Origin of the sequence: Bifidobacterium hapali (assembly GCF_002259755.1) — a bacterium.
In the GTDB taxonomy this organism is placed as follows: domain Bacteria; phylum Actinomycetota; class Actinomycetes; order Actinomycetales; family Bifidobacteriaceae; genus Bifidobacterium; species Bifidobacterium hapali.
Map to the genome: position 1 here is coordinate 17,242 of NZ_MWWY01000011.1, position 14,306 is coordinate 31,547.

Consider the following 14,306-nt stretch of genomic DNA (forward strand, 5'->3'; position numbering starts at 1 on the left):
CACTCGCTTGGTGATCGCGCGAGTAGTCTCGCCTGCTATGAGCAAGACATATACAATCGCCGTGATCCCTGGCGATGGCATTGGCAAAGAAGTCACCCCGTGGGCACAGCAGGCGCTCGAAAAAGCTGCTGAAGGCGTGGCACAGTTCACGTATGAGCCGTTCGATCTCGGTGCAGAACGCTATCTGCGCGATGGCGCAATTCTGCCGGATGACGAGCTTGAGCGCATCAAAAAGACTGACGCAATTCTTCTCGGTGCAGTCGGCGACCCGCGTATTAAAGCCGGTATTCTCGAACGTGGTCTGCTGCTGAAACTGCGTTTTGCGCTCGACCAGTATGTGAACCTGCGTCCGTCCAAGCTGTACAAGGGCGTTACTTCACCGCTCGCCAACCCGGGCAATATTGATTTCGTGGTCGTGCGAGAGGGCACCGAAGGCCTGTACTGCGGTGCTGGCGGTGCGGTTCGCCGCGATACGTCGGCCGAAGTGGCGACAGAAGTGTCGATTAACACGGCGTATGGCGTTGAGCGTGTGGTGCGATACGCGTTCGAACTGGCGATGAAGCGTCGCAAGCATGTCACGCTCGTGCACAAGAAGAATGTGCTCATTAACGCCGGTGACATGTGGCAGCGCATTGTCGATCGCATCGGCGAAGAGTACCCTGAAGTCACGCATGATTATTCACATATCGATGCAGCCACGATCTATCTCGTATCTGACCCGTCGCGTTTCGACGTGATCCTCACTGACAACCTCTTCGGCGATATCCTGACTGACGAGGCCGGCGCAGTCGTTGGTGGTGTAGGTTACTCCGCATCCGGCTGCATTAACGCGTCAAACGAGTATCCGTCCATGTTCGAGCCGATTCACGGTTCCGCGCCTGATATCGCGGGCAAAGGCATTGCGAACCCGACCGCTGCGATCCTGTCTGCGGCGATGCTGCTTGAGCATCTCGGTTTCGACGACGCTGCCAAGAAGATTCACGCGGCCGTTGAGTCGGATATTGCCGAGCTCGGCTCCACAACGCGTACCACTGATGAGGTCGGCAAGGATATTCTCGCCCGCATCTGATTGTTCAAGATGAATATGGCCGCAACTGGGCAGACATGCATACACATTGTGTGCTGATCTGTTTACGTTGCGGCTGTTTTTATACTTACAAACAGTTGTATGACAGGGCAAGGTGGATGGACAGACACACATGACCGTGATGCGAGGGGAATATAAGACGCCGGGCGGTAAGCTCGTCGCAGTGAACGTTGAAGTAGACGACGACGTTACGAACAAGGGTTCGTCGCCAACGCAAACGGAAGCTACTGCCGGTGGTGTGTCAACTAACGCGCGTCGTGTGCGATCATGTCGGCTCGATGGCGACTTTTTTATCGAAGGCGATGATGCTGCAGCACAGTCACTGATTAAAGACCTCGAACATGCGCTGATGAGTGGACACTCAGTTCGTGATGTGATCGTCCAATATAGTCAACGCGCGCGGCTGGTTGGCACAAACGCGACTGCGATCGAAACGGCATACGCGCGGGCGCTAGGAATCACTCAGCCCGCTATCAGCCAAGTGTCGTACGGCAACGCTTCCATATCAACAAGCCAAGGTATTGACAACGCCGAAGACTGGATGGCAGATCGCTGGGCACAACTCCACCCAGTCATCATCCACGACATACCGCGCGAGCCAGTCGAACAGATGATCATCGATGAACAGTGGGCGCGCGAAGTCGCACAAGGTCAGCGTCCAGCGACTATTCGGTTCTGGGAATGGGCATCGCCCGCGATCGTAGTCGGCCGGTACCAATCCATTCCCGACGAAGTACACGAACGCGAAGCCGAACGTGAAGGATTTACCGTTGTCCGTCGCTGCACAGGCGGCGGCGCGATGGTGATCGTTCCCGGCAATACGATCACGTACTCACTGTATGCGCCGCTCTCGTTCGTCGCGGGCATCACTATTGAAGAATCCTATCGGCTATGCGATCGATGGCTTATCAATATGCTGCACGTTATCGGTATCGACGCAATGTTTGCGGGCATCAACGATATCGCCTCATCACACGGCAAAATCGGTGGCGCAGCCCAACGGCGATTCCCTGCACGGTCCGGTTCAACTGGCCTCGGTTCAGTACTCCATCACGTCACAATGGCGTACGATATCGACGCTGAACAAATGACTCGCGTACTCAATACATCCGCCGAAAAACTGTCCGATAAGGCGGTCAAATCCGCGCGCAAACGAGTCGACCCGCTGCGCTCGCAAACTGGCATGACTCGCGACGAGATCGTCAACCGAATGATCGAATATCTGCGCAGTTTATAAAGCAGTTTATAAAGCGGTGCACACGAAGAGCAACAGTGATTACAATGGAACAATCGTGACAGGTTGGAGCCGACCGCAGCCGACGGCTCACCACTGTCAACGTGGTAAGTGACTCAGATCGAACGGCGCAATGGCAAGGAAGGTGTGATGAGCACGAACAGCCCTAACGAAAGCCACGACGAAGGCAATTCGTTGTTGCATACCGCATTGTTTGCGCAAGTGTCGCGCGAACAAGCGGAGGAATTGTTGCCGTATCTTATGGAAGCGCGGTATGACAAGGGCGAGTGTATTTTCCGCGAGGGTGACACGGATCATCGCATGTATTTGCTGGAATCTGGCAAGGTGAAGCTGATTCGTACCGCGTCAGACAAGCGCGTGCAGCTGCTGTCGATTCATGCGCGCGGTGAAGTGCTCGGTGAGATTCCAGTATTTGACCCTAACGGGGGTCCTCGCACGGCCTCTGCGATTGCAATGACTGCTGGTACTCGCGTGGTATGGCTTGAGCATGACGCGTTGTTTGCGTGGCTGGACCGTTATCCGCGCGTGGCCGTTGACATGTTGCAAGTATTGGCTCGCCGTATGCGTGAGAATAATGAGCGCATCAGTGATTTGGTGTTTATGGACGTGCCTGCTCGACTGGCAAAAACGTTGGTGAACCTCGGCAGCCGGTTCGGTGAGCCGATTGAAGAAGGACTGCTTGTTCCGCATGATTTAACGCAGGAAGAGATGGCTCAGTTGGTTGGCTCTTCTCGTGAGACAGTCAACAAGGCGCTTACTGATTTTTCGAATCGCGGATGGATTACCCGACGTGGACGGTCGGTGATTATTTACCAGCCCGGTATGTTGATTCGCCGATCGCGTAGATGACTTGCTGAGAATTTGCTGAATCTGAGCGGATACAGCACAGATAGAGCAGATATCCAGACGATATTCGGCAATAATTCAGGTGTTGCGGGTTTTGTGAGAAACCCGCGTCATCATGCGGTTACTTGAAGATGCGGTATACCCGCCCCTTTAGAATGATCTGCATGCCCAAGAAGAAGTCTCTGACCGTATCGCGTGTGCTGGCGCTGGTACTGGCCTATCTGTCGCTGTGTGTCGCAGGTGGCGTGGTCACCAGTGTGCTACTCGTCCCCGGCGTGTTCGCTGCTAATCGTATGACGCAGGCTATTGTGCCCTCTCTGCAAGTCGAAGGCATTGATTTTGACGTCACTAGTCTGCCGCAGAAATCGGTAATGGTAGCGCGCGACGGTACTACGCAGATCGCGCAGTTTTATGAAGATAACCGTATCGTCGTGCCGATTAAGGACGTCTCGCTGACTATGCGCCAGGCTGTAGTCGCCCGCGAGGATCGTCGTTTCTTCGACCACGCTGGCGTCGATATGCAGGGCATCCTGCGCGCGTTCGCACAGAACTACTTCAACAATACGAATCAGGGTGGCTCGTCGCTGACTCAGCAGTATGTCAAAAACGTACTGATTACCACGGCCGAACGTGACAACGATCCGATCGCGCGATTCCACGCATCCGAAGATACGTACGCGCGTAAAATCCGCGAGATGCTGATCGCAGTGCAGATGGAGAAAAAGTACTCCAAGCTGGAAATCTTGCAGGGCTATCTCAATATTGCGCAGTTCGGTGCGAATCGACTCTACGGCGTAGAAACTGCCGCACAGTATTACTTCGGCGTTTCTGCGAAAGATCTCAACCTCGTTCAGTCGGCTACGATCGCAGCTATTACGAAGAACCCGGAAAACTACGATCCGTCCATTGAACAGAATCAAGCTGAGGCGCAAAAGCAGCGCAATATTGTGCTCGACTTGATGTGGGGGCAAGGATTCATCAAGGATAAGCAAGAGTATGAGACTGCGCGCAATACGCCGATCGCGCAAACGCTGAGTATTCACCCGACGACCACTGGTTGCGCGAACGCTGGCGATTACGCGTTCTTCTGCGATTACGTAACGCATCGTATTCTCAACTCTGAAGAGTTCGGCAAAACGCAAGCTGATCGTGAAGACCTGCTCAAGCAAGGTGGTTTGACGATTACAACCACGCTGGACGTTGACGCCAGCCAGCTGCTCATGAAAGCTGCCAACGACACGATTCCAGCCACTGATCCGACCGGATTTGAAATCATGATGGCTTCGGTGAAACCGGGTACTGGTGAAGTGCTTGGTTTTGGTATCAACCGTAAGTTTGATGCGAGTAGTGACGGTTCAGATCAGACTAAAACCGCTATGAATTACATGGTCGATCAAGTCGACGGTGGCGGTACTGGCTTCCCTGTTGGTTCGTCTATTAAACCGTTCAACTTAGTCGCGTGGATGCAAGCTGGTCGTTCAGTTAACGAGAGCTTGCAAACGTCCACCCGATATGAGCCGAGCGAATTTGTGTGCGACAACTACAACGGTGGTGCGCAGCCATATTCTGGTATCGGTGAGACATGGTCGGTGACCAACGCGTTGACGAACAGCACGGTCAATCCTGAAAGTCCGCTTGACGGTCTGGTGCGATCGCACAACACTACGCAGGCGTCTATGGGCGCGGTGATTGGCTTGTGTCGCGTGGCAGATGCGTATACGGCAGTCGGTTACCATGATGCGGCCACGTTACAAACGATTGACAAGTCTGAGCACAGCTACACGCCGTCTATGATGATCGGTACAGTCAACGTTTCCCCGCTGACGATGGCGAACATGTACGCGACCATCGCAGCCAACGGTGTGCAGTGCACGCCAATCGCGATGACCAAGGTTACTCGTCAGAACGGCGAGGAGATCGCGGTGCCGAAGGCCAACTGCCATCAGGCTATCGATAAAGACATTGCACAAACCGTCGCGTACGCGATGAACTTAGGTGACACTCGTTCCGACGGTGCTGGTGTGTACGCGAAGCTGACAAGCGGGCGCAAGACGTTCGCTAAGACCGGTACGAACGAAACCTCGTACATGGCGACTGGCGGTTTTATTCCGAACGAAATTGCGACGTTCGTGCTTATGGGCGATGTGCAAGCACCGCTGCAGAACCCGGTGGCGAACGTGTCTATTAACGGTACCTACCGTGGCTACTGGGATGGTGGTACGATCGCAGCCCCGGCGTGGAAAGAGTTCATGGATGCTTACGCTGACAAGAAAGGTTGGGGTAAGGATATCGGCAACGATTACGGTAATGCGGCGAGCAAGTACATGACGAATAGTAACGGCGTCACGTCGATTCAAGGTAGAACTGTTACTCGTTCGTCGGGGACTTCGTCAAATTCCAGTAGTTCCAATAATTCCAATAACTCGAGTACTGAGTCGAACAACTCGAATCAGAGCACGACGAGCAACGACAACACCACGTCTCAAGGCGACGATAGGACCTCGTCCGGCCAGTGAGCAGCCGCTATCTCGGCTCCCCTTGTCAGGGGAGCTGTCGACGAAGTCGACTGAGGGGTAGTCAGCGTTTGCTCGTAACACAATGATCAAGAACGCCCGTTCACGCGACGGGCGTTCGTCGTACAATGGCGATGGGAATATCCGTGAAAGGACTGAAGATCATGAATGATCAGAACGGCAAAGCCGCCAAAAAACCGAAGAAGGGTAAGAACGGGTCTGATCTGTTCTCGCCGATGGCATTGCGCGGTTTGACAGTGCGTAATCGTATTTGGATGCCGCCAATGGACACGTATTCGGCGCTCGCACAGGATGGCAAGCCGACGCCATTCCACTACCAGCATTACGTGTCGCGTGCGATGGGTGGTTTCGGTTTGATTATTGCCGAAGCGACCGGCGTGTCACCGGAAGGACGTATTTCGCCGTGCGATGTTGGCCTGTGGAATGACGATCAGATCGAGGCATGGCGTTGGATTGTTGACGATGTAAAAGCGACTGGTGCAGTGATGGGCGTACAGCTCAATCATTCGGGCCGCAAAGGTTCAACTGGTTGTTTCAGCCTTGGCTTTATTGGCAATACTGTTCCACCGGAGCATGGTGGCTGGCAGACGGTGGCGCCGAGCCCGATCGCCTATGGTCATTATTCAATGCCGCGTGAGCTGAGCGTGGACGATATTCACGCTATTGTGGGCGAGTTCCGTGCTGCTGCAGCGCGTGCGGTGATTGCTGGATTCCAGTTCATTGAGATTCACGCGGCGCACGGCTACTTGCTATCCGAGTTCCTTGACCCGTTGAGCAATGAGCGTACTGATGAATACGGTGGTGGATTGGCTGGTCGTATGCGGCTACTCGTTGAAGTTGCTGATGCGATTCGTTCCGTGATTCCTGACGATATGCCATTGTTCGTGCGTATTTCCGCAACCGATTGGGCTGCTGGCGGCTGGGATCTTGACCAGAGTGTGGATGTGGCGAAAACACTGAAGGCACATGGTGTAGATCTGATTGACGTGTCGACGGGTGGTATTGTGCCGAACGTGACGGTACCGGTGAAAGCGAATTATCAGGTGCCGTTCGCCACGCAGATTCGTGAACGCGCCGATGTGCCAGTGACAGCGGTTGGTTTGATTACCAAGCCGAAGCAGGCCGCAAAGATTGTGGCTCGTGGCGAAGCTGATGCAGTTGAAATTGGTCGTGCAGCATTGCGCGACCCATATTGGCCACTTCGTGCGGCCGACAAGCTCGGTGTGCCGGTTGCCGAAGCACCGTATCAGCCGCAATACGTGCGTGGCGCCTACCGCTGATCAACCGGCTATATGTATGTGGCTCCCCTGACAAGGGGAGCCACATACAACATCACGCGTCGGCACCGACGGCGTCGCAGACGTGTTCGTAACCATCACGGCGCAACAATTCTGCTAGTCCGCGCTTCAATACGGTGATCTGCTGTGGTCCGCGATACATCAGCGCAGAAATAAACATCACCAAGCTCGCACCGCAGCGAATCTTCTCGTACGCTTGCTCGGGTGTGAACACGCCGCCGATACCAGCGATCGCAAACCGATCACCGTACTCGCGGTATACCTGACGTACAATCGCGTTACTCGCGCGGTACGTCGGTCCACCCGACAGACCACCCAGCCAGTCGCGCGGAATCTCCATGCCCGTGCGATCCTTCTGCAGATTTGCAAAACTCACGCCCTGCACATTGTGCTCGGCGAGCACGTCAAGCAGTCCCTTGAATTCATCCCAGCTCTTGTTAAGCGGCATTTTTACTAGCGTTGGCTGCGGGCGATCAATCTTGTCGAGCGCGGTGAACAGGCGGTCGAGCGCTTCCGGTGTTTCAGTAAACGGTTCTCCCGCGTGCGTGTTTGGGCAGGAAACATTCACTTCAATCATTGCCGTGCGACCGGCAGCGCGACGCATAGATGTGCAATAATCTTCGATACCTTCGTCGAGGTCACCGCACAAATTATCGTTGGTGCGCGCGATCGACACAGAAATCTGCATGTCTTTCGCTTTCGTCCACGCTTGCTCAGCGCGGGCGATCACCTTGTCGGAACCATCATTGGCGAGTCCCACGTGCACCATCATGGAGTCATATTCAGGTAAACGGTGGAACCACGGGCGAGGATTGCCCGGGCAGACGCGCGCAGTGGTCGAACCGACTGTTTCAAAGCCGAACCCAGCATTATCAAGTAGCACGGGCATGTCGCAATTCTTGTCGAGGCCAGCGGACAGGCCGAATGGGTTGGCGAAATTCACGCCCATAACATTCGTCTCAAGGATTGGATCGGTGTAGTCGAGCATCTCATTGAGCAACCACATGAGCGGCGGAATGTTCTTGGTGATACGGCAAAATTTGATCATCTGTTCGTGGGCCACATCGGGCGTGTGATTAAAGACAAAATATGGCTTGACAATATGTTTGTAACCGAAGGTGAACAGGTCACAGGTGGCTTTGTTCACGGCGTCGTGCCAGAAGCTGTCAGATACATAGGTCATGTGCTCCATTGTGGCACCGGTGGGGGAGAAGATCGGCCGAATTTGTTGCAGCGAATCGTTCTCAATAAGAAAAGTGTGAACAAGGGGGTATTGTGAAACGAACATGACTGACACGTGTTCACAGGGATATCGCCATTATTGGAAATGTGTGGTTGTGTGGTTTTGTTCATTTGGCTCACACTTTTCTTATTGAGAACGATTCGCTGCGCAAAGTGCCGGGCGTGAACTTTTGTGCGTTTCATATAAGCCATTTGTGTGTTTCTCGGCGTGTCATTGCGAGAAACGCTCATTTCAGTTTGGTTCATGCGCGTATGTGTGCGATAATGTTCGAATGATATCCTCACAACGTCAACATCTGATACTGAGCAGGCTGCGTACCCGAGGAGCGGTACGCATCACCGCACTGAGCAAGGAGCTCGGCGTCTCAGCAATGACTATCCGACGCGATATCGCTGAACTGTCCGATAAGGGACTGCTTAAGCGCGTGCATGGTGGCGCGGTCACCACGAGCACCCTGCTGAGCGAGCCGCTGTTCTCTGTAAAGTCACAAATGGACATCGGGCTTAAAGACGCTATCGCGCAGGAGGCAGTCACCTATGTGGCTCCCGGCGACGTGATCGCCATCGGCGGCGGTACCACGGCGTATGTCTTCGCGCAGCATCTGCTTGAATCGCAACAGTCCAGTGGTATTACGATCCTCACAAACTCAATTCCTGTGGCCGAACTTGTGCAGGCCCTCGAATCCAAAGATGTCGAAGTGATCGTCACTGGCGGCGTAATCACGCGCTCGAACTCGCTCGTTGGCCCAATTGCCGACAAGGTTGTCGCATCGCTGCGTGTGAACACCGTCTTCCTCGGCACGCATTCCGTGTCGCTGCCGCGCGGCTTCCTCATGCCGAACTCGCTTGAGGCAGCCACTGATATGGCGATGATGGACATCGCCGATCGCACCATTATTCTTACCGATCACACCAAGTGGAGTTGCACCTCGCTGTCGTTGTTCGCGCGCTTCGATCAGGTGGATACGGTGATCACCGACGACGGGCTTGACCCTGATTCGGCGAGCAAGACCAAGGAATTGGTAAAGGAGCTCGTGCTGGCCCACCAGAGCGAGCCTACGGAGGAAAGTGAGTGATTCACATGGCTGATTTCGCCAAGTATGAACCCGGAGCATACGCAAAGGAGCATATCCGTATCACGCCAACGACACTGGCTGACGGACGTGACTTCTTCTACCTTGATGATGACCCGGAGTATGTCTCCGGTGCGAAGACGCGCGAGCTGAAAGACCCGCGTCCGCTCGACTACCGTTTCGCGCCGCATCTGGACGCTGACGGTAACGAAGTGCCGTACGCGGCTCCGCAAATGCGCCGTGATCCGCTGACCGGTGACTGGATTCCGATGGCGACCGCGCGTATGAACCGTCCGATCACCGCTGGTCCTGGCGCTACGGCTAAGGGTAACCCGCTTGCCGCTCGCAAGCCGGGCGATCCGTATCAGGATGGCGAAGTGCCGGATACTGACTACAACGTTGTCGTATTCGAGAACCGTTTCCCGTCGATGGTGCGTGTGCCCGGTGAGGACGATTCCGTCAAGTTTGTTAACGGTAGCCCGCTGTGGGAGCAGAAGCCGGCTGCTGGCCGCTGCGAAGTGATCTGCTTCGACCCGAACGAGCACGGTCTGCCAGCCGATCTGCCGGTCTCCCGTCTGCGTACCGTCGTCGAAGCATGGGCGTTCCGCACTGCTGAAATCTCCACGATGGAAGGTATCGAGCAGATCTTCCCGTTCGAGAACCACGGCGCTGAAATTGGCGTGTCCTTGGCTCACCCGCACGGTCAGGTGTACTGCTACCCGTTCATCGCGCCAAAGATGGAGAAGGAACTGCAGCACACCGAGGCATACCATGACAAGACCGGCGGCAACCTGCTCAAGGACATCATGAACGCCGAAATTGAAGCCGGCGAACGCGTGATCATGCGTAACCACAGTTGGGTTGCCTACGTGCCGGCCGCCGCCCGCTGGCCTCTCGAGGTGCACGTCGCCCCGGTACGCGACGTGCTCACGCTCGACCAGCTTGACGATCAAGAGCGTTGGGATCTCGCATCGATGTACTCGCATCTGTTGAAGCGCGGCAACGCATTCTTTGACAAGGGCGACGGCAAGGGCATGGATCTGCCGTACATTGCCGCTTGGCATCAGGCCCCGATTCACGATCCGCGCCGTGAAAACTACCGTCTGAACCTGCAGTTCTTCTCGTTCCGTCGCGCTGCGAACAAGATCAAGTACCTCGCTGGTTCTGAGTCTGGCATGGCCGCTTGGATTTCCGATACCACGCCGGAACTTATCGCCAAGCGTTTCCACGAGCTCGGCGACGTGGATATCGCCGACTGAATTACTAGCTGATTGCCGATATGGCAATCCCAAAATGTTTCAGAAAAGAGTACATCATCAATGACTGCTGTTGAATTTATCGAACCGATCTCTCATGACGCCGGTGTCGAACAGGCCACCGCGCTGTTCACTAAGACATTCGGCGCGCAGCCGGAAGGCGTGTGGGCCGCGCCGGGCCGCGTGAACCTGATCGGCGAGCATACCGACTACAACGCCGGCCTATGCTTGCCGATCGCACTGCCGCACCGCACGTTCATCGCGCTGTCCCCGCGCGAAGACACGCGCGTGCGTCTGGTCTCCGACGTCGCTCCCGACAAGGTTGCTGAAGCTGAACTGCACGATCTGCAAGCGCGTGGCGTAGACGGTTGGGCCGCGTATCCGACTGGTGTCGCGTGGGCGTTGCGTGAGGCTGGTTTCGACAAGGTGAAGGGCTTCGATGCTGCGTTCGTCTCCTGCGTGCCGCTCGGCTCTGGCTTGAGCTCGTCCGCCGCAATGACCTGCTCGACCGCACTTGCGTTGGATGACGTGTACGGCCTCGGTTACGGTGCTTCCGACGCTGGCCGCGTGACGCTCATCAACGCTGCAATTAAGTCGGAGAACGAGATGGCTGGAGCCTCGACCGGTGGCCTTGATCAGAACGCGTCCATGCGTTGCACTGCTGGTCACGCGTTGCTGCTCGATTGCCGTCCGGAACTGACACCGCTGGAGAATGTGTCCCAGCAAGAGTTCGATCTCGACAAGTACGGTCTTGAACTGCTTGTGGTTGATACTCAAGCTCCGCATCAGCTCAACGATGGTCAGTACGCTCAGCGTCGTGCGACCTGCGAGCAGGCTGCAAAGATTCTCGGCGTGGCAAACTTGCGCGTTGCTGCCGACGGTATTGCTAAGGCCGACGACCCGTTCCAAGCGCTTAAGGAAACGCTTGACGCGTTGCCAGACGAGACAATGAAGAAGCGTGTGCGTCACGTTGTTACTGAGATTGAACGCGTACGCTCCTTCGTTCACGCGTTCGCCAAGGGTGACATTGAGGCTGCTGGCCGCCTGTTCAATGCATCGCATGATTCTCTCGCCGCAGATTACGAGGTTACCGTGCCTGAACTTGACGTGGCTGTGGCAGTCGCTCGCAAGAACGGTGCGTACGGTGCGCGTATGACCGGTGGTGGCTTCGGTGGCTCGATCATCGCGCTGGTTGATAAGGGTCGCAGCCAAGAGGTCGCACAAGCCATCGCCGACGAATTCGAGCGTCAAGGCTTCCACGCACCGCGCGCACTTGCTGCTGTGGCGGCGAAGTCTGCGTCACGCGAAGCGTGACGCAGACTTCGCCGAGGACAGTCCTGTGGACTGTCCGGCCACAGCAGCCGAGCGCGAGCCGCGAGGCGTGACGCCTTTCGCGGACACGAGCGCGCAATAATGCGGGTGTCTTCCTATACTGGAAGGCACCCGCTTTTCGTCTTCGATCTGAATCAGGAGCTTCATGAACAAGGCAATCATCACCGTCGTCGGCAAAGATACTGTTGGCATTATCGCGCGCGTGTGCACCTACCTGTCCCAGCACAATGTCAACGTGCTTGACATCTCTCAGACCATCATTGATGGATTCTTCAACATGATGATGATCGTCGACTATACGAACTCTGACAAGGAATTCAGCGCAATGGCCGGCAATCTCGAAGATCTCGGCGACGACATTGGCGTGCGTATTCGCTGCCAGCGTGAGGAAATTTTCACCAAGATGCACCGTATTTAGTCTCTGGACCAAGTCGAAAGGAACAACGCCATGCTGAATATCATGGAGGTCCACGAGACCAATCAGATGATCGAGCAGGAGAAGCTCGACGTACGCACAATCACAATGGGTATCTCGCTGCTCGATTGCGCCGCCGCAACCGTTGACGATACCTGCGACAACATCTACCGTAAAATCACCACGTACGCTAAGGATCTTGTCGCCACTGGCAAAGCCATCGAACAGGATTATGGCATCCCGATCGTCAACAAACGTATTACCGTCACTCCAATCTCGCTCGTCGCAGCCAGCTCATGCAAGACGAGCGAGGACTTCGTCAAGATTGCGCACGCGCTTGACAAAGCCGCCAAAGAAGTCGGTGTTGACCTGATCGGCGGTTACTCAGCGCTTGTCTCTAAGGCTATGACTCCAGCGGAACGGTTGCTTATCGAGTCCCTGCCGCAAGCGCTTGCTGAAACCGATATCGTCTGTTCGTCGGTGAACGTTGGTTCCACGAAAACTGGTATCGATATGAACGCGGTGGAACTGCTCGGCCGCGTGATCAAGGACATCGCATACCGCACGCGCGACAATGACTCGTACGGTTGCGTGAAATTCGTTGCGTTCTGTAACGTTCCTGACGATAATCCGTTCATGGCTGGCGGTTTCCACGGCGTGACCGAAGGCGATGCGGTGATTAACGTGGGCGTGTCCGGTCCCGGCGTCGTGTCGCGTGCGCTTGACGCTGCGAAGGGCAAGGATTTTGAGTTCCTGTGCGAGACGATTAAACGTACTGCGTTTAAGATTACGCGCGTAGGCCAGCTCGTTGCGCAAGAAGCGAGCCGTCGACTCGGTGTTCCGTTCGGCATCATCGATCTGTCGCTCGCGCCGACCCCGGCCGTAGGCGATTCGGTTGGCGAAGTGCTTGAGAAGATCGGTCTTGAACAGGTGGGCGCGCCCGGTACTACTGCCGCGCTCGCTATGCTCAACGATCAGGTCAAGAAGGGCGGCATTATGGCAAGCTCCTATGTGGGAGGCTTGTCTGGAGCGTTTATTCCGGTTTCAGAAGACAAGAACATGATTGACGCGGCAACTTCGGGTTGTTTGACGATTGAAAAGCTTGAAGCAATGACTTGCGTATGTTCAGTTGGTCTTGACATGATTGCGATTCCGGGAGACACGTCTGCTGCGACGATTTCCGGTCTGATTGCTGACGAAGCTTCGATTGGTATGGTCAACCAGAAGACTACTGCGGTGCGTGTGATTCCTGTGTATGGCAAGGGCGTTGGTGAGATGGCTAATTTCGGCGGACTTATGGGCTATGCGCCGATTATGCCGGTTAACGGTGCTTCTTGTGAGGCATTCGTAACTCGCGGCGGTCGTATTCCGGCTCCAATCCACAGCTTTAAGAACTGAGTGATATCGAAACATCGAAACCACCTGTCCCCGAGGCAATCCTCGGGGATTTTTTATTCGGGAAAAGCGATTAGTGTGGGCGTAAAGACGATCTGGCTTGGGTTATAGGCCAAAATGTGTGTCTGGTGGTCTAGTCGTTGGATGGCCATTCGACCCGGGTGTGGAAGTCGTTCCAGTCGATGCCGGTGCCGTGGTGCATGGGGATGCCGAACGTCTCGTATCGGCCCTGCGGGCTGTTCTCCCATGCCTTCTGGTAGAGGCTCTCCAGCCGTTCGTCCGTGATCGCGTTCGTCGCCAGCCATGCGTCCGTCTCGGGGTGTTCGGCGTGCTGGTGGCACCACCAGCAGATCGCCTTCAGTTGCCGGATCAGGCGCAGTCCGCGGTGATGGCGCAGCATGTCCCGGATTCGTCCGTTCCATGATTCGATGAGGTTGTTCGTGGATGGTATCGTTCCGTTCTCCGTCAGGTCCTCGTCGAGGAACGTGAACAGGTGCCCCTCGCGGATGCGTCCGCGGATCATGCGCTTGGCCTTGACGAGTCTTTGGTGCATGTCGTTCACGCTGCCGTCGG

At 55.5% G+C, this 14,306-nt stretch carries 11 protein-coding genes and 1 pseudogene; 10 read left to right on the plus strand and 2 right to left on the minus strand.

What is annotated here, in order from left to right; all coding sequences use genetic code 11:
* Positions 1–37: 37 nt before the first annotated feature.
* The 5 genes from BHAP_RS02690 to BHAP_RS02710 all read left to right on the plus strand — a co-directional run bounded on the left by BHAP_RS02690 (position 38) and on the right by BHAP_RS02710 (position 7,002).
* Positions 38–1,069, plus strand: coding sequence for a 3-isopropylmalate dehydrogenase (locus BHAP_RS02690; protein WP_094729272.1), 1,032 nt, complete (start codon positions 38–40; stop codon positions 1,067–1,069).
* Between the two features lie 130 nt (positions 1,070–1,199).
* A complete protein-coding gene (locus tag BHAP_RS02695) occupies positions 1,200–2,324 on the plus strand; it encodes a lipoate--protein ligase family protein (protein ID WP_094729273.1) in 1,125 nt (374 codons plus the stop codon).
* A 147-nt stretch (positions 2,325–2,471) separates the two neighbouring features.
* Positions 2,472–3,191, plus strand: coding sequence for a Crp/Fnr family transcriptional regulator (locus BHAP_RS02700; protein ID WP_094729274.1), 720 nt, complete (start codon positions 2,472–2,474; stop codon positions 3,189–3,191).
* A 161-nt stretch (positions 3,192–3,352) separates the two neighbouring features.
* Entirely contained in the window at positions 3,353–5,704 is a 2,352-nt protein-coding gene (locus tag BHAP_RS02705; RefSeq protein WP_169713152.1) for a transglycosylase domain-containing protein, read from the plus strand.
* A gap of 161 nt (positions 5,705–5,865) precedes the next feature.
* A complete protein-coding gene (locus tag BHAP_RS02710; protein WP_094729276.1) occupies positions 5,866–7,002 on the plus strand; it encodes an NADH:flavin oxidoreductase/NADH oxidase in 1,137 nt (378 codons plus the stop codon).
* 52 nt (positions 7,003–7,054) lie between these two features.
* Here BHAP_RS02710 and BHAP_RS02715 read toward each other — a convergent pair whose 3' ends face one another.
* Positions 7,055–8,203: a quinone-dependent dihydroorotate dehydrogenase gene (locus BHAP_RS02715; RefSeq protein WP_094729277.1), complete on the minus strand. Its 1,149-nt coding sequence runs from the start codon at positions 8,201–8,203 to the stop codon at positions 7,055–7,057.
* A 331-nt stretch (positions 8,204–8,534) separates the two neighbouring features.
* Between BHAP_RS02715 and BHAP_RS02720 the strand changes: the two genes are divergently transcribed.
* The 5 genes from BHAP_RS02720 (at position 8,535) to BHAP_RS02740 (ending at position 13,736) form a co-directional block, all read left to right on the plus strand.
* Positions 8,535–9,338 carry a DeoR/GlpR family DNA-binding transcription regulator gene (locus tag BHAP_RS02720; RefSeq protein WP_094729278.1) on the plus strand — a complete coding sequence of 268 codons (804 nt, stop codon included), beginning with the start codon at positions 8,535–8,537 and terminating at the stop codon, positions 9,336–9,338.
* A gap of 5 nt (positions 9,339–9,343) precedes the next feature.
* Complete coding sequence (gene galT / locus BHAP_RS02725) at positions 9,344–10,594, plus strand: galactose-1-phosphate uridylyltransferase (RefSeq protein ID WP_094729283.1); 1,251 nt, start codon at positions 9,344–9,346, stop codon at positions 10,592–10,594.
* Between the two features lie 60 nt (positions 10,595–10,654).
* Positions 10,655–11,905: a galactokinase gene (gene galK, locus BHAP_RS02730; RefSeq protein WP_094729279.1), complete on the plus strand. Its 1,251-nt coding sequence runs from the start codon at positions 10,655–10,657 to the stop codon at positions 11,903–11,905.
* 163 nt (positions 11,906–12,068) lie between these two features.
* Positions 12,069–12,341, plus strand: a complete 273-nt coding sequence (locus BHAP_RS02735; RefSeq protein WP_094729280.1) for an ACT domain-containing protein — start codon at positions 12,069–12,071, stop codon at positions 12,339–12,341.
* Between the two features lie 30 nt (positions 12,342–12,371).
* Positions 12,372–13,736: a PFL family protein gene (locus tag BHAP_RS02740; RefSeq protein WP_094729281.1), complete on the plus strand. Its 1,365-nt coding sequence runs from the start codon at positions 12,372–12,374 to the stop codon at positions 13,734–13,736.
* Between the two features lie 130 nt (positions 13,737–13,866).
* Here the strand turns inward: BHAP_RS02740 and BHAP_RS02745 are convergent.
* Positions 13,867–14,306: pseudogene (locus BHAP_RS02745) on the minus strand (IS256 family transposase); the annotation flags it as partial.